General features: G+C 53.5%; 13 protein-coding genes. 9 read left to right on the top strand and 4 right to left on the bottom strand.

Annotated features, from left to right (window positions below; all coding sequences use genetic code 11):
* Nucleotides 1-45 precede the first annotated feature (45 nt).
* From B5D23_RS00875 to B5D23_RS00885, 3 genes are all read right to left on the bottom strand, one after another.
* Nucleotides 46-825, bottom strand: coding sequence for a glycosyltransferase family 2 protein (locus B5D23_RS00875; RefSeq protein WP_078683502.1), 780 nt, complete (start codon nucleotides 823-825; stop codon nucleotides 46-48).
* A gap of 85 nt (nucleotides 826-910) precedes the next feature.
* On the bottom strand, nucleotides 911-1,570 hold the full coding sequence (gene tmk / locus B5D23_RS00880; protein ID WP_078683503.1) for a dTMP kinase: 660 nt from the start codon (nucleotides 1,568-1,570) through the stop codon (nucleotides 911-913).
* Nucleotides 1,546-2,577 (bottom strand): 3'-5' exoribonuclease YhaM family protein, encoded by a 1,032-nt coding sequence (locus B5D23_RS00885; protein WP_078683504.1) that lies wholly within the window; start codon nucleotides 2,575-2,577, stop codon nucleotides 1,546-1,548. Before B5D23_RS00885 ends, tmk begins: the two co-directional genes overlap by 25 nt.
* 445 nt (nucleotides 2,578-3,022) lie before the next feature.
* On the opposite strand from B5D23_RS00885, the gene surE reads away from it, so the two are divergent.
* The 3 genes from surE to gap all read left to right on the top strand — a co-directional run bounded on the left by surE (nucleotide 3,023) and on the right by gap (nucleotide 5,920).
* Complete coding sequence (gene surE, locus B5D23_RS00895; protein ID WP_078683506.1) at nucleotides 3,023-3,781, top strand: 5'/3'-nucleotidase SurE; 759 nt, start codon at nucleotides 3,023-3,025, stop codon at nucleotides 3,779-3,781.
* Between the two features lie 188 nt (nucleotides 3,782-3,969).
* On the top strand, nucleotides 3,970-4,893 hold the full coding sequence (gene fba, locus B5D23_RS00900) for a class II fructose-1,6-bisphosphate aldolase (RefSeq protein ID WP_078683507.1): 924 nt from the start codon (nucleotides 3,970-3,972) through the stop codon (nucleotides 4,891-4,893).
* 25 nt (nucleotides 4,894-4,918) lie between these two features.
* Nucleotides 4,919-5,920, top strand: coding sequence for a type I glyceraldehyde-3-phosphate dehydrogenase (gap, locus tag B5D23_RS00905; RefSeq protein ID WP_078683508.1), 1,002 nt, complete (start codon nucleotides 4,919-4,921; stop codon nucleotides 5,918-5,920).
* 467 nt (nucleotides 5,921-6,387) lie between these two features.
* Here the strand turns inward: gap and B5D23_RS00915 are convergent, their stop codons facing one another.
* Nucleotides 6,388-8,754, bottom strand: a complete 2,367-nt coding sequence (locus tag B5D23_RS00915; protein ID WP_078683510.1) for a PAS domain-containing sensor histidine kinase — start codon at nucleotides 8,752-8,754, stop codon at nucleotides 6,388-6,390.
* A 195-nt stretch (nucleotides 8,755-8,949) separates the two neighbouring features.
* On the opposite strand from B5D23_RS00915, the gene rfbC reads away from it, so the two are divergent.
* The 6 genes from rfbC (at nucleotide 8,950) to qrcD (ending at nucleotide 16,020) form a co-directional block, all read left to right on the top strand.
* Complete coding sequence (gene rfbC, locus B5D23_RS00920; protein ID WP_078683511.1) at nucleotides 8,950-9,507, top strand: dTDP-4-dehydrorhamnose 3,5-epimerase; 558 nt, start codon at nucleotides 8,950-8,952, stop codon at nucleotides 9,505-9,507.
* Between the two features lie 25 nt (nucleotides 9,508-9,532).
* Nucleotides 9,533-10,963: a mannose-1-phosphate guanylyltransferase/mannose-6-phosphate isomerase gene (locus B5D23_RS00925; protein WP_078683512.1), complete on the top strand. Its 1,431-nt coding sequence runs from the start codon at nucleotides 9,533-9,535 to the stop codon at nucleotides 10,961-10,963.
* A 275-nt stretch (nucleotides 10,964-11,238) separates the two neighbouring features.
* Complete coding sequence (qrcA, locus tag B5D23_RS00930) at nucleotides 11,239-11,841, top strand: menaquinone reductase multiheme cytochrome c subunit QrcA (protein WP_078683513.1); 603 nt, start codon at nucleotides 11,239-11,241, stop codon at nucleotides 11,839-11,841.
* Between the two features lie 15 nt (nucleotides 11,842-11,856).
* Nucleotides 11,857-13,893, top strand: coding sequence for a menaquinone reductase molybdopterin-binding-like subunit QrcB (gene qrcB / locus B5D23_RS00935; protein ID WP_078683514.1), 2,037 nt, complete (start codon nucleotides 11,857-11,859; stop codon nucleotides 13,891-13,893).
* A 14-nt stretch (nucleotides 13,894-13,907) separates the two neighbouring features.
* The gene (gene qrcC / locus B5D23_RS00940; protein ID WP_078683515.1) at nucleotides 13,908-14,729 is read left to right on the top strand and encodes a menaquinone reductase iron-sulfur cluster-binding subunit QrcC; all 822 of its coding nucleotides are present in this window, start codon (nucleotides 13,908-13,910) and stop codon (nucleotides 14,727-14,729) included.
* Nucleotides 14,722-16,020 (top strand): menaquinone reductase integral membrane subunit QrcD, encoded by a 1,299-nt coding sequence (qrcD, locus tag B5D23_RS00945; RefSeq protein WP_078683516.1) that lies wholly within the window; start codon nucleotides 14,722-14,724, stop codon nucleotides 16,018-16,020. The genes qrcC and qrcD overlap by 8 nt, the downstream gene beginning before the upstream one ends.
* Nucleotides 16,021-16,568 lie beyond the last annotated feature (548 nt).

The following is a 16,568-nucleotide window of genomic DNA, read 5'->3' on the forward strand; positions in this document are numbered from 1 at the left end:
GCTTAGCAAAAAAAAACTGTTTTGCAAACGCAGTCCAGACTAGTTTCACGGCTCCTGCTGGGGATTCTCTCGCTTTTCCGAGTGTTTAAGTTCCACAAGCTTCATGTACTTCTGAAATGCGTACAAAAAGGAGTGGATAGCGAGGACAAAGCCCGCTTTCCCATCTCGAAAACCCTGCTTGAGCAGGTACTGTTTCAGGAATTTGCCTATGGCGTGGGAGAAGGCCGTGCCGACGCCAGCCCTGCGCCCCTTGGCGTGCATTTCGCGTGCGGCGAGGCTGGTATAGCTGTTGATTTTGTCGAGATGCTCAGCAAGATCACGGTAGGGGTAGTGGATGATGTCGCCACGGAGCACTTCGGTGCTCCCGGTTGGGTGAAATTCTTCGTGCGGAAGCATGCCTCGGATTTCGACGCTGTCCAGCCGGAACACGCGAAGCAGTCTGTCCGGGTACCAGCCTGAGTGCATGATAAAGCGGTCAAGGTACCAGGAGCGGCGGGGGCAGAAAAATCCACCGTGCCCTTTGGGGGCATCAAGCGCGGCGCATACGGAGTCTTTGAGTTCAGGAGAGAGGAACTCGTCCTGGTCAAGCGTGATAATCCACGGTGTTGTGACGTGCTCAAAGGCAAAGCGGAACTGGGGGATGGTACCTTCCCAGTCTCGGTGCAGAATTTTTGCGGAATACTTTTGAGCGATTTTCAGTGTGGAGTCGGTGCTCCCGGAATCAATAACAAGAATTTCGTCACAAAACGACAGGCTTTCCAGAGTCTTGGACAGCCATGTCTCGCCGTTGAAGGTCAGAATGACCGCAGTGATGGGTTCTCTCATATGGGGGTGGGGGGCTGGTCAGCATGCTGCCAGCAGTTAACGTGACCCCGGTCCAGACAAGGTGCCAGACCGGGGAAATATGGTGTTAGAGCTGCGGAAGAGGTGTGTCTTCGCCGCGAAGTTTGGCTTCCAGAATCTCAATGCAGTCTTCAATGACCTTGTCGAGGGGCTGAGTTGCATCCACAATGCGGTAGCGGTTGTTATGCAGGGCAGCAAGTGTCAGGTAGCCTTCGCGAACCGTGGAGTGGAAACTCAGGCTTTCAGCCTCAAACCGGCCTTCGCTGTCGCATTTCTGTTCTTTCATGTTTCTGGCTACTGCGCGGCCAAGGCCCACTTCTGCGGGCAGGTCCAGCAGTAGGGTCAGGTCAGGCCAGAGGCCAGAGACGGCAACGTCGTTAAAGCTGTGCAGCTGGCGGGGGTCAAGCCCACGGCCATAGCCCTGATAGGCGACAGTGGAATCGGCGTAGCGGTCAGAAAGGACAATCTTCCCTTCTTCGAGGGCCGGACGAATCACCGTGGCGACGTGCTGGGCACGGTCTGCGAGGTACAGAAACAGTTCGCTTTCGCCGGTGAGGTCGGTGCTGTTCATGCTCAGAAGAAGTTTGCGCAGCTCCTGTCCAATGCGGCTTCCACCGGGTTCCAGAGTGCGCAGAATGCTGTGCCCCTGTTCTTCAAGGTGCTTTTGGACCGCGTTCAGAACGCTGGATTTTCCAGAGCCTTCTATCCCTTCAAAGGTAACAAACATAGCTGGTTAGCTTCCTCTTTTTCGTTGTCGGGTCGAGGGGCCGGAGTGTGCCGCGGCTGGTAGACAGAACGGGACAGGGCGCGCAGGTATTGCGACCAGCCTGTTTCTCCAGCGGCGATGTCCTCTGTTGCCACTTCGATGGTGTTCATTTTGGCATCCATGTTGTCTGCGAAGTGCAGGGCCAGAGCTTCGGCAGTCTGGGGCAGGGTCGGGGACCCAAATTCCAGAGCACCGTGGTGGCTCAAGATGAGATGCCGAAGATGCGTTTTGAGATCGTCATCAAGGTCTGTGGCCCGTTCCAGAAATGGTTCGAGCTTTTGCAGGCCAATCTGGATGTGCCCAAGAAGCTTGCCAATGTCGGTTCGCTCGCGGGCAAGGCCTGCGCTATATTCCCATGCCTTGCCAAGGTCATGGAAAATGGCTCCGGCCAAAAGCACCTGCCGGTCTAGATGCGGGTAGAGGTCTGCATAGGCCATGCACAGGCGGCAGACTCCAAGTGTATGTTCAATCAGCCCGCCAGCGTAGGCGTGATGCATGCTCACGGCGCCGGGGGCAGCAATGATTTTGGGTTTGATCTGCGGGTCAGTGAGCACCTTGCGGCACAGGGTGCGCCACGGGCGATAGCCAAGGTGCTTTTTGCAAAGCCGTTCAATGTCGGCAAGCATGTCTTCTGGCTCGCGCTTGCTTGAGGGAACAAAGTCTCCAAGGCGCAGGCCTTCGGCAGCAGGGTCCAGTTCCTGAACAGAATCCACAATGATCTGTGGCTCATCGCGGTAGGTCTGAACCTGCCCCATGACCCGAAGGGCAGTCCCCGAACTGAGCTGAGGATAACTCTGACTCATGGGGTAAAATATTCTTGCTGGTACCTCGCCGGAATTGTCGCCAAGCGTCAGAGCCCAAAAAGGGCCATTTTTCGCCTGAGCCTGTCGAGCTTCAACAACGACAAAAACATCGTCAATGTTCCGGCCCGGGGCGAGATCCCGAACGAAAGTCTGCTTACGAATCATGTTACCTGCTTTAGCTGTCAATTGTCCTTGCCTGTCTGCCGGAGTGATCGGCAGGTCTGTGGGCGTGTCCTGAGGGGAAGCCCTCACTGCACCCGTTGTGTAGCAGAGGAGGCGATGTGGCGCAATCGCAGCTCTAAAGCAAAAGTCTGCTGGTTCAACGGCTTGCCAAAATGGTGTTGGAGCCGTAGGGAGCGCTTTTGCCATGCGATAGCTCTCGCCCTGTGTCTTTCGTAAAACAATTTTGCGTGAAACGCATTATAGTGCAGACTCTTGCGTTTGTCAGAACTTTCCTGCCAGAGCCAGACTTGCGGTGTCTGCCCCGGCTGTGACTTTGTGGTTCTTCGGATTGCAGCGTCCTGCTGCATGGGCTATCGTCGCTCTATCAGTGCGAAAGCAGGACGCTTCGGACGCCTCTGGATCGTAACTTTTAGCAGAAAAATGAATAATGCGCATTCTTTTGACCAACGATGACGGAATACAGGCAGTAGGACTTCGGACGCTTTATCGGGCGCTTTCTGAGGCTGGGCATGACGTGCACGTCGTGGCTCCGGCAACAGAACAGTCTGCTGTTGGGCATGCAATTACCATTGCAATGCCGCTCAAGGTAAAAAAATTTCATGAAAACGGCTTTCGGGGCGTTGGTGTCTATGGAACCCCGGCAGACTGCGTCAAACTTGGACTCAGCACCGAAGTGGGCGGAGAAAAACCCGATTTGGTGGTTTCTGGGATCAACAGCGGCTGCAATGTAGGGGTAGACATCATTTATTCGGGTACGGTAAGCGCCGCAACCGAAGGGGCACTGAATGGAATTCCTTCTCTGGCGGTCTCTTATGATGACTGGACCCCAGATGACCTCTCTGGACAGGCCCGCTGGGTCTGTGGATTTGTGGAGCGGATGGACTGGCAGGCCTTGCCGCCAGAGACCTTGCTGAATCTGAATTTCCCCAAGGGAAGTGTGGAGCAGGCAAAAGAGCTGAAACTCTGCCCCCAGACCAAAATCCCATACAAAGATGGGTACCAGCGGCGGGAAGATCCACGAGGACAGGAATATTACTGGCTTGAAGGGGAAATTCCTTTTGAGCGGGTTTCCCCGTATACGGACCGGGCGTTATTGAGCCAGGGACACATCACGCTGACGCCTTTGAAATTTAGTCTCACTGACAGCGCGATGCTGGAGACGCTGAATTCCATGGGGATTCGTTGACAGCATACGGGCTGCGAGACTATAGAATAAGGGCTTAAAGCATGGCCTTTGGGGATGATTTCCGCAAAGGTCCGCTTAAGATGTCCCCATCTTTTTGCGGGCGCAGGCTTCTGAATCTGTTGCGCAGAACTCGTCCGCATCGCTCAATATATTGTATTTCATAATGATAGGACCGCGAGGAGGAACGCATGGCACTTACCGGGCCCAAAGAGATGTTCGAGAAGGCATACGCTGGTGGGTATGCTATTGGCGCTTTTAATGTAAACAACATGGAGATCATTCAGGGCATCGTTGCTGCTGCTGAAGAAGAAAAGGCTCCCCTGGTTCTTCAGGTGTCTGCTGGCGCACGCAAATATGCCCGCCAGATTTACATCATGAAGCTGGTTGAAGCTGCTCTTCAGGAGTGCGACCTGCCGATCTGCGTGCATCTTGACCATGGCGCTGATTTCGAAATTTGCAAGGACTGCATCGATGGCGGATTCACTTCCGTTATGATTGACGGTTCCCATCTGCCTTTTGAAGAAAACATTGCTCTGACCAAAAAGGTCGTTGAATACGCACACGATAAGGGCGTGTGGGTTGAAGCTGAGCTTGGCCGTCTGGCTGGCATCGAAGAGCATGTCGTTTCTGAAAAGAATATTTACACGGACCCAGACCAGGCCGTGGAATTTGTTGAGCGCACGGGTTGTGACTCTCTGGCAATCGCCATTGGTACCAGCCACGGTGCATACAAGTTCAAGGGTGAAGCCCGTCTCGACTTTGAACGTCTTGAGACCATCACCAACATGATGAAAGGCTACCCGCTGGTCCTGCACGGTTCTTCTTCCGTGCCTCAGGAATTCGTTGAAATGGCAAACAGCTACGGTGGAGAGATTCCCGGAGCCAAGGGCGTTCCCGAAGACCTGCTGCGCCGCGCTGCAAAGTTTGGCGTGTGCAAAATCAACATCGACACGGACATCCGTCTTGCAATGACCGCAGTCATCCGCAAGACCCTCAAGGAAAATCCGTCTGAATTTGACCCTCGCAAGTATCTTGGCCCTGCCCGTCAGGCTGTGAAGGACATGGTCCAGCACAAGATCAAGAACGTGCTTGGCTGCTCAAACGCAATTTAACTCCAGTTTTAAGAAGGAAAACCACATGGCAGTCAAAATTGGTATCAATGGTTTTGGTCGTATTGGCCGCTTCCTGACCCGTCTGCTCGCTACCGAGTCTGACGTGGAACTTTCTATGGTAAACGCCCGTGCAGATAATGCTGCGCTGGCTCACCTGCTCAAGTATGACTCTGTTCATGGCCGCTTTGACGGTGAAGTCGTCGCAAACGACGAAGGCTTCCTGCTCAACGGCAAGCAGGTCAAGGTGTCCCGCAACCCCATTGGCGACTGGACCTGGAATGACGGCCCCGTTGACATTGTTGTGGAGACCACTGGCCGCGTGAAGGACCGTGAGGGCCTTGCCCGTCACATTGAGTGCGGTGCAAAGAAAGTTATCATTGGCGCACCCGGCAAGGGTGTTGACCTGACCGTTGTGCCCGGTGTGAACGATGATCTTTATGATCCTGCAAAGCACGATGTGCTGTCTAACGCATCCTGCACCACCAACTGCCTTGCTCCTGCTACCAAGGTGATTAACGACACCTTTGGCATCAAGCACGGTCTCATGACTACCATTCATTCCTACACCATGAGCCAGCGCATTCTGGACGGTTCCCACAAGGACCTCCGCCGCGCCCGTGCTGCTGCCATGAACATCATCCCGACCACCACCGGTGCAGCCAAGGCTGTGACCGCAGTTATCCCCGAGCTGAAGGGCCGCCTTGATGGCATGGCCATGCGCGTTCCCACCCCGAACGTGTCTCTCGTGGACGTGGTCTTTGAACTTGAGCGCGACGTGACCGCAGAAGAGGTCAACGACGTCCTTAAGGCTGCTTCCGAGGGCGCAATGAAGGGCAACATGGGCTACACTGATGAGCCTCTTGTTTCCATCGACTTTGTGTCCAGCTCCTTTGGTGGCGTGGTTGACTCCATGCTGACCAACGTCATGGACAAGCGCATGCTCAAACTGATTATCTGGTACGACAACGAAGGTGGATACACCAACCAGCTTCTGCGCCTTATCAAGAAGGTCGCAAAGAGCATGTAGCGCAGTTTCTGTGCGAAATGATGAGGGAGGCTTTGGCCTCCCTTTTTTTGTCACTGTGTGTTGAGCTTGGTTCCTTTTGGCAGGTGTGCTTTTACCGCAAGGCATGGTGGAGGGAAAAGTTTGTCTTTTGGGGGAAGTGCGAAAAAAAGTGCCAAAAGGAAATCCCTCGGTGTGGGGCGGATTTTCCTTTTTTTTAAGGCGATTGCTTGTGAAAAGGCAAAAAACTCGGTCCTGATTTGTCTTGACGACTGCGTACGCAATTGCTAAATCGCGGACAGTCAATACATCGCTGCGAAACAAAAGCGGTAGGGAGGACATCCATGAGACAGCTCATTCGAGTTTTTGTCGTGATTGCCATCATCCTTGTGTGGAACGCACATACGGTGATTTAGCACGCGGGGGCAGAACGCCCAGAGGTGAAAAAATATGCGCCATCCTTTTGGAAAAGGAGTGGCGCTTTTTTTGCGTCAAATTATTGTGAGCTGCGGCGAGCTGTCAGGCTGGACAAGGCCAACGGTAATCCAGAAAGAGACCGTGGTCCCTTTGCCGGGTTCGCTCTCGACATTGATGATGCCACCCATGCGCGAGACAAGGCGTTTGACAATGCCAAGCCCAAGGCCGGTTCCTTCGTATTTGCTGTGCTTGCCCCAGTTGAGCTGCACAAAGGGGTCGAAAATACTTTCTTTTTGTTCTTTTGGAATGCCGATGCCTGTGTCGGCGACTTCCACCAGAAGCCGGGCCTGCTGCGGGGCTGTTTCTTTGTGGAGCAGGTTAACGGAGACGTCGACAGAGCCGTTTTTGGTAAATTTGACGGCGTTGCCTATGAGGTTGAAGAGAATCTGCCGGACGCGGCCTTCGTCGCCAATGAGCTGGGGCGGAATACTGTTGTCAACGGAGTAGCTCAGTTCAACGGCGTTGGTGCGGCACTGCTGCACAAAGGTGTTGGTGACCACCCGCATGGTTTGGCGCAGGTCAAATTCGTTGTGAGAGAGAGTTATTTTGTCAGCCTGAAGTTTGGAAAAATCCAGAATGTCATTGATAATTGTCAGCAGACCTTCGCCCGCCTGAAGCGCAATTTCCGTGCAGTCCTTTTGTTCCGCATCAAGATCAGTATCCAGCAGGCAGTCAAGCATGCCCAGCACGCCATTGAGCGGAGAGCGCAACTCATGGCTCATGTTTGCCAGAAATTCCGTTTTCATTTTGTTGGCGTTTTCGGCAAGGTCACGAGCTTTGCGCAAGTTCTTTTCGAGTTTCTTGCTTTTGGTTATCTCACGGGACACCTTGATGATACTTGTAATGTCCTTTTTGCTGTCCAGAATGGGATAGCAGGCGACTTCCCAAATTGTTCCATTGGGGTGTGTTACTTCTCCTCGCGACTGTGTTTTCCTTTTTAGCGTCTCTGGGAGTGGACAGTTTTTGCATGGTTCTGTCTGGCCGGAGAAGAGCGTATAGCATTTTTTCCCAACCATTTTTGACAGCTCAGAGCCAGAGGAGATGACTGTGGCGGGGTTGCCCCAGATAATGGTTCCGTCTGGCCGGAGGTGGGTGACGGATTCACTAATGGTAGACAGAATAAGCTGTTTTTCTGATTCGGATTTGCGCAGAGCCTCTTCGGTTGCGCGCTGGTCCGTAATGTCTCGGGCGACCTGAAGTGCTCCGGTGGGCTTCCCTGTACTGTCATTGAGTGGATATGCAGTGATGTGCCATGTCCGGTCGTGTGCTCTTTTGATGACGCCTGAGCAGGTATGACCTGTTTCAATAGCTTCATGAACAGGGCAGTCAGGGCAGGGGGTTCGGCGCTTGGCCCACAGCTTGTAGCAAAAATCGCCGACGATTTGCTCTGAACTTTTGTTTATGGACTGGGCTGCGGCGCTGTTGGCCCACAGGATTCGATGGGAAAGGTCCTGATGCAGCATGAGTTCTGTCACGGTCGACAGAATTTTGTTTTTCTCATTTTCTGCTTCTTCAAGGGCAAGCTGCTGTTTGCGTTGGCGAGTGAGGTCTGTCACGGAGACCACGGTAAAAAGGGAGTGGCCTTCGGTGTCAAAAATGGGATTGATGCGCAGGTCTGCCCAGAAGCGTGTGCCATCCATGCAGCGCTGGGGGCGTTCAAGCTGCTGGGTTGTTCCAAGCTCGGAGGCTCGGCGTATGGCGTCCTGGAGCGCAATGCCGTCTTCCCGGTTGCACAGTTCGCGAGGGTACTTCCCGACAATTTCCATGTAGGACGCTTTGTACAGTTCAAGGCCTGCCTGATTGGCATCCAGAAATTTTCCATTCATGTCGAGGACAAAAAGCCCGGAAGGGGAGCTTTCGAATATGGCGGAGAAGAGGGAAGGGGAGTATGCACTTTCGTCGGGTTCGGAGAGAGAGCAGGTCACGTCAGTAATAACGCCGCTGACAATGTGTCTGTGCCCGTCTTTCGCATAGTTTTCGCTTGCCGGGGCAAGAGTCATTTCATCCCGGAGTATTTTCCAGCTTCCGTCGCTGTGCTGAAACCTGTACAGGGCCGTATGCCGTGAGGAGCGGAACAGATAGCGCCGGAATTTTTTCATTTCCTGATCGCTTGGGTGCCAGTGCTTTTCCCAAAAGCTGCGGTCCTGAATAATATCCTTGGGCGAATACCCGAGGATGTCCTCAACGTTTGGAGAAATGTTGAGAATGGAAAATGGCGTATCAAAGCTGGCTGTGTACAGAATATATGGAGATGAAGGAATGCCTTCGGTGTTCGCCGCGACAGAAACAAGCGAACGGTTGGCATTGGCGGACTGGACAGGAAGACGTAAAGGCTCGTCAGTGGTATCCTGCGCAGGACAGGCTGGGCTGTTTTTGGGCATGGCGTCTTCTCACTCCCCTAGAAAAAGGTGATCGAAATTCCCTATGCATTGCACCCCACGAAGCACTACGTGTATATTCCTAGGGTATGACTCCTGTCAATAAATGAGCGCCTTAGTAGGGTAGAAGTAGGGAGCCTCTCTTGTCTGTTTGCAATAAGTTCCGTAAGCTTATCCATTCTTTTTTGGAGGAACACTGTGGAATTTCGCGCTACCAAATTCCCTGGGCTTGTGGTCTGTATTCCACGGGTTTTCGGGGACAAACGTGGTTTTTTTATGGAGAGCTACAGCCAGAGGCTGTTTGCTGATCAGGGAATTGAGACTGCTTTTGTGCAGGACAATCATGCTCGTTCTGTTCAGAAAGGTGTTTTGCGAGGCGTGCACTTTCAGGCTCCACCTCATGCGCAGGCCAAACTCGTCAGAGTCTCAAAGGGGGCAGCTTGGGACGTTGTTGTCGACCTTCGCAAAGGCTCGCCAACCTATGGTGAGTGGTATGCTGAAACGCTCAGCGATGAAAATTTTCATCAGCTTTTTATTCCTCAGGGCTTTGCGCATGCATACATGACCCTCACAGATGTGGTAGAGTTTCAGTATAAAACAGATAATTTTTACGCCCCGGAATCAGAAGGTGGTCTGATCTGGAATGATCCAGACATCGGCATTGAATGGCCGGACTGCACACCTGTTCTTTCTGACAAAGATCTCGTGCTTCCGCGGCTGAGAGACTTTGTGTCACCTTTTGTTTTTGATGGCTAAGAACATCAAACTCTGGAGTAAATCTATGAGTACAGAGAAGCACCCGGAAACCCTGTTGCAGGGCTGCAAGGCCTTGATTCTTGCAGGCGGCTCAGGAACTCGTTTGTGGCCATATTCTCGAAGCTTGTATCCCAAACAGCTTTTGGCTCTGACAGGTGAACGGACGCTTTTGCAGGAGACAGTTCATCGTGCCATGCGGGGCTTCGCTCCAGAGGATATTTGGGTCATTACGAACGAGGAACAGGTTTTTGAAGTCAGAAGTCAGCTTCGCGAGCTGGACGAGACACTTGATACCCAGGTGCTGACAGAACCAATGAGGCGCAATACTTTGCCAGCAATTATGCTGGGCATGGAGAAAGCCTCACAGGATAATCCTGATGCACTGGTTGCTGTTTTCCCCTCTGATCATATGATCCACAAGCCAGAGTTGTGGCTTGATGCTCTTAAGCGAGGGACCGAGTTGGCCCGTGATGGCTGGTTCGTGACCTTTGGTCTGGTTCCAGATAAGCCTGAAACTGGCTACGGCTATATTCGCGAAGGTGAGAGCCTTGGGCAGGACTGCTACAAGGTTGGCGCTTTTGTTGAAAAGCCGGATTATGAGACAGCGCTCAAGTATCTTGAAAGCGGCGAATACCTGTGGAACAGCGGCATGTTTATTTTCTCTGTGCCAGCCTTTATTCAGGCTGTGGAGAAGTATCAGCCCGAGCTGTACGCGTGGTGGAAGCGCAGAAGGACTGTCCCGCTGGCCGAAGGATATACGGCAATTCCTGACATCTCTGTGGACTATGGCATTATGGAAAATGTCAAAAGTCAGGCAACTGTTCGTGCAGACTTTGGCTGGGATGACCTTGGGAGCTGGGAAGCTTTGCACCGTATGGGCGTCAAGGATGAGTCTGGCAACGTGATTCAGGGAGATGTCCTGAATCTGGACTGCGAAGACAGTCTGCTTTTGTCTCGCGGCGGCAAGCTTGCGGCTGTGGAAGTCAACGGGCTTGTTGTTGTGCAGACCAGAGATGCAACGCTTGTGTGCCCCGCGAATAAAGTGCAGCGGGTGAAGGATGTTGTCGAGAAACTCAAGGAAGAGGGGAGTAGCCTTGCTGAGGCGCATGTCACTGTGCATCGTCCCTGGGGCAGCTACACCGTCCTTGAGGAAAAAGAATTCTACAAGCTGAAGCGCATTACGGTGAAGCCTGGAGCCAAGCTTTCGCTCCAGCGCCATCATCACCGGAGTGAGCACTGGGTTGTCATTCGTGGCACCGCTGAGGTGACGGTTAATGATGACGTTCGGCTTTTGTATGAAGACCAGTCAGTAGATATACCAAAGACGGCAACACATCGCCTTGCCAACCCCGGAAAGGTCCCGGTTGAAATCATTGAAATTCAGAGTGGGCCGTATCTGGAAGAGGATGATATTGTCCGCTTTGACGATGTTTATGGGCGAATAAAAGGGGATTGAGTTCCCGATTTTATGTGATTTTGCATATAGTGAAATTTTTCATTATGCCTTGACACACAAGGCTTCTCATGCCTAGAAATGCACCGGTCATAATGGGAAATATTCATGATTTTCGCCCTTATGCAGATAGAGTCCTCCCTGAATGGCCGATTTAGGGAGGATTTTTCCTGTTTACAAGGGCTTGGCGAGGGCCTTAGGGCAGTTTTTCCCGCTCGGGGAAAACCGGGATTAACCCGGTAACCGTAACTTTCTACCTAAGGATGAGGCGAGAGCATATGGTGAAGAAATCTTCAAGCAGTGGAGGAGCCTTACCGTTTTTCGTAGGCTTTGTGGCAATGCTCTTCATTGGCTGGTGGGCATTCCCACGGTTGCTGTTCAGCGAGATGCAGCAGCCTATCCGCTTTAGCCACGTGGTGCACGTGGAAGAGCAGGAAATGGCCTGTGATGACTGTCATTACATTAATGAAGACGGCTCCTTCAGCGGTATTCCGAACACCGAATCCTGTGCAGAGTGTCACTCTGAGGCTATGGGCGAGGATCCGGATGAGATCAAGTTTGTCGAAGAATACGTGAACAACGAGAAAGAAGTTCCGTGGTTGGTCTATCAGTATCAGCCTGATAACGTCTTCTTCTCTCATGCTGCTCACCAGGATCAGGACTGCACCACCTGTCACCCTGACGTGGCAAAGACCGACACACCTCCGACCTATTACCAGAACAAGATGACCGACTATTCCAATGGCGGTTACAAGATTGTGTTTGGTCGCGGAGTTGGTGTGGACCCGGCTTATAGCCGCGGTACCATGAAGATGTGGGAATGTGAGCGTTGTCATGCTGAAAATGGTCAGAGCAACGCATGCTACGTCTGTCATCGATAAGAGTGAGGTGGCGCAATGCTGAATAGAAGAGCTTTTCTGTCGTTCTCCGCGGGGGCCACTGTGGGGCTGTGTATCACTCCCATCCCGTGGAAGTTTCTCGACGATGTGTCTATCTGGACACAGAACTGGAAGTGGAACCCCAAAGTCCCGAAAAGGGCTATTTACTTTGAGGAGCTGGCCTCCAAACTTGATCCGGCTGGTGCTGGCATCAAGCTGGCCTGCTTCAATGGCCATCCTGTGAGTGTTGCTGGCAATGCTGAGCATCCCACAGGCCGCGGCGCTGTTTCAACCTTGGCTGCTGCTGAAGTAGGCATGCTGTATAGCCCTTCCCGGGTAAAGGCTCCTATGAAAAAAACAGCAACTGGTTTTGTTCCCGTTTCCTGGGACGAGGCCGAAAAGCTGCTGTCTGCCAAGCTGGAAGATGCCCGTGGCAAGGTTGCCATGATTAGCGGAGATGAAACCGGTTCTGCAAACGAGATTTTCTCGGCGCTGGTTGCATCTCTTGATGGCGAATTCTTCATGATGCCCGGCGAAGCACAGTCTGCTTCCCGTGCATGGAAAATGATGGGTGGTCAGGGCCAGTTCGGATATGACATTGAGCATTCCGATCATGTCCTGTTCCTTGGTGCGGACGCACTGGAATCTTCCGGTACTTCTGTACGTAATGCCCGCGCATTCTCCGAGTCCCATCCTTCTGGTCAGCCCGCGCTGGCCAAGTACGCATACGTCGGTCCCGTACGAAACAATACGGCGACTGTCTGCGACGAGTGGGTTCAGGCCCGTCCCGGTGCAGCAACAACTGTTGCGCTTGGTCTTGCCAACCTGCTGATTCAGGATGGCCGCTCGGCGTCCTTCTCTGGCTTTGCTGCGTTCCGAAAGAATGCCGCTGCATACACTCCGGCTCGCGTTGAGCGCGAAACCGGTGTGCGTGCCCGCGACCTGCTGCGCATGGCTCGCGAACTCGCTGCTGCAAAGCAGCCTGTCGTGATTGCTGGCTCTGAGTTTGGTCAGGGTGCTGGTGCTCGTGCTCTTCTGGCCTCTCTTGGCCTGAATGCAGTTTTGGGCCGTCTGGATGCAACTGGTGGTGTTGTTGCCCTGAACGACGCTCCGACCGTTATCTCCGGCGCCAAGACCAGAAGCGAAGCCTTTGATGCTGACCTCGTTCCGTTTATGCAGCAGCTTGCCGCAGGCTCCAAGTCTGTTGACGTGCTGATGGTGTACGATGCCAACCCGGCGTATGCACTGCCTCAGGCTGCACAGATGGAAAAGGCTCTGAAAAATGCTCCGTTCACCGTTGCTTTCAGCACCTTCATGGATGAGACGGCTCAGACCGCAGATTTGGTCCTTCCGTCCTCTATGACTGCTGAGCGCTATGACGACGTCTATGCCCCGTACGGTGCTGCTCAGGCGTTCTACAGCGTGAACAAGCCTGTCACCAAAACAGCATTCAATACCCGCCATACTGGTGACGTTCTTTTGAGCGTTGCCCGCCGGATGGGTAAGAACCTTGGCGTCCGCTCCATGCGAGACCTCGTCAAGGCCAAAGCCGTGGCTCTGGGTGCTTCCTGGGGAAGCGTCAAGAATGGCAAAACCTTCATGTGTGCCGATGCCCGCCCACAGCAGCTGAATCTTGCTGCCTGTGCTGTGCAGACATCTCCTGTTGCTGGTTCTGGTGCCCTTGCTCTTGCTCCTGTAGCAAAGAACAATCTCGGTACCGCCAAGCTGGCAACTCCGCCGCAGAACGTCTCCACCCTGCGTGAGGCTGACTGCATGGCTCGCATGAATGCCAAGACTGCACGCCGCTGCGGTGTGAAAGCTGGACAGCAGATCAAACTCTCCAGCCATGCTGGTGAGATGGTCGCTCGTGTTGACGTGACGGAAAAAGTTATGACTGGCGTTGTTGCGACAGCTTTGGGCTTTGGACACACTGCATGGGACCAGTTCTCAAACGGTGTGGGTGACAATGCCTGCAAGCTGCTTGTGGCCCAGACTGAGCCTGAGACAGGACTCACCGCCTGGACTGAGACCCGCGTCGACATCGCCACTGCTTAAGAGAGGATCGCATCATGTCAGCATTCAAAGAGTTCCCAATTAGATGGGGCATGGTCATCGATATCGACAAGTGCACTGGTTGTGGCGCTTGTACTGTGGCCTGCAATAAAGAAAACAACATTGCCCCGCAGGATAATCAGCTCGAACGGATCGCCGGAAAAGGCTTTCCGACCCGCTTCAAAAAAATGGAGTGGCTCACCGTTTATGAGCTGACCAATGGCAAAGAAGGTTCCGATAACGATATCGCATACCTCCCGCGCCCATGCATGCAGTGTGGCAAGCCCTCCTGCGTGTCTGTCTGCCCGGCAACCGCTACTGATAAAAATGAAAACGGCGGCATCGTCAGCCAGATTTATCCGCGCTGCTTTGGTTGCCGTTACTGCATGGCTTCCTGTCCCTACCACGCTCGCGTGTTCAACTGGGACCAGCCCGTCTTCCCCGAAGGGATGGAAAAGCAGCTCACCCCGAACGCATCCGTGCGCTCTCGTGGTGTCGTAGAAAAATGCAATTTCTGTCACCATCGCTGGATGTACGCCAAGGACGCCGCCCGCGCCGCTGGCGAGGACCCCAACAAGCTGCCCGAGGATGCATACATCCCGGCCTGCGCAGAAGCTTGCCCGAGTGGTGCCATCACCTTTGGTGATGTCAAAAACCCCGAGCACAAAGTCTATGAGCTGATTCGTAGCCCATACACCTTCCGCCTGCTGGAGCGCCTTGGAACTGACCCGCAGGTCTACTACATGAGCAAACGCGAATGGGTGCGTAGACAGGGTGACAATTACCTCGAAAACGAAGTTGGACCAGTGGTCCAAGGTAATGGAGGTCAGCATGGATAGGGCACTGTGGCCTGAAGGCGTCGAGCGTTGTTCGCTTGGCAAATTCTTGCTTTGGCTTGGCGTTGTTGGCGTGGTGCTGGCTGCCGGTCTGTACGAGTTCTTTATGATTCTCGTGCCGGACGGTCTGGCTCGTACCGCCCTTGATAACTACTTCGGATTTGGCCTCTGGATTACCTTTGACCTTGCGGTTATCGCCCTTGGTGCAGGTGCATTCTTCACCGGCCTCCTGAAGTACATTCTCGATATTAAAGAACTCGATAAAATCGTTAACCTCACCGTTATCGTCGGCTTTATCTGCTACTCCGGTGCCATGATCGTTCTGGCTCTGGACGTTGGTCAGCCGCTCCGCTCCTGGTTTGGTTACTGGCACGCAAACGTGCACTCGATGCTGACAGAAGTTATGTTCTGCATCACGTGTTACCTCATGGTGCTGGCTATCGAGTATCTTCCCAACATCCTTGAGAACCGGAAACTCGACGAGATTCCTTACCTGCACCACCTCGCACACAACCTGCATAAGGTTATGCCGCTGATCGCTGGTATGGGTGGCTTCCTCTCGACCTTCCATCAGGGTTCTCTCGGCGGTATGTTTGGCGTGCTCTTTGCCCGTCCTTACATCCTCCGTGACGGCTTCTTTATCTGGCCATGGACCTTCTTCCTGTTCGTTCTCTCTGCTATCGCCTCCGGCCCCTGTTTCTCCGTGCTGGTTGTGAAGCTGATGGAATTCATGACTGGCAAGAAGCTCGTGAGCTACAAGATTCAGTCTCTGATGTGCAAAATCGGCGGCACACTCCTGACCCTGTATCTCTTCTTTAAGTTTGCAGATACATGGGCATGGGCTACCGATGTCTTGCCCCGCTCCGGTCTGACTTGGGATCAGATGTTCAACAGCGGTTTGGGCTTTGGCGAAATCCTCCTCTGGGCTGAACTCGGCCTGTGTGGTGTGGTCCCCGCTATCCTGCTCATTACCCCCCGCTTCCGCGCTGTCCCGGCATTGATGTACACAGGCGCTATCCTGAACTGCGCTGGCATTACGATTAATCGTTACGTCTTCACCGTTCAGGCTCTCGCTATCCCCGTCATGCCTTTTGACAAGTGGTACGGATACGTCCCGAACTGGGCAGAATGGGCACCCTCCATCGCTGTTCTCGCGTATGGTGCGCTCCTGCTGTCCCTGTCTTACCGCTACCTCCCTGTGTTCCCGCAGGAAGTTGAGCTGAACTACAAGAAGCAGACCCCCGTCGAGCCTAAGAGCGAAGCTCAGGCCGACGAAGCCTCTGCTACCGCGTAACTCCTCGTTACGCTGAGTCGCGTTTACAAAAGCCCCAGCTGTTCATTAGCTGGGGCTTTTTTTGTGGGCTTTGTGGGAGAAGTTGGGGGGACAGCCCCAGCGCGTTCGCGCTGGATGGGTGGGTGGAGGAACAGACTATCCTCATCGAGTTTGAATTCCATCCACGCTTCGCGTGAATGAAATTCAAACTTGGGTGAGAATGGCGTGAAGAGCTTCTTTCTCTTTCCCGTGCGTTGCCACCATTTCTTTTGAACGCCTTTTGGCGTTCAAAAGAAATAAGTGTGGCAAAAAAAGGCAGAAGAACACGCGTTCTGGAAATGCCCACTAGACCGAAAAAAAGGGGCCGGATGAAGGGGAAAGCCAAAGGCTTTCACTCATCCGGCCCCTTTTATTTCGGTCGAAAGCGGGATTCCCAAGGGCCTCGTCCTTGGGCGGGGTCAAGGGGCAGCGCCCCTTGCAGAGGTGCGGGGACAGAGTCCCCGCCCATCCTAGCGCCTCTTGCAGAGCACGAGACGGAGTCTCGTAACCCACCCCCACTCCCACGCTCA

Source organism: Desulfobaculum bizertense DSM 18034 (assembly GCF_900167065.1).
GTDB lineage: Bacteria > Desulfobacterota > Desulfovibrionia > Desulfovibrionales > Desulfovibrionaceae > Desulfobaculum > Desulfobaculum bizertense.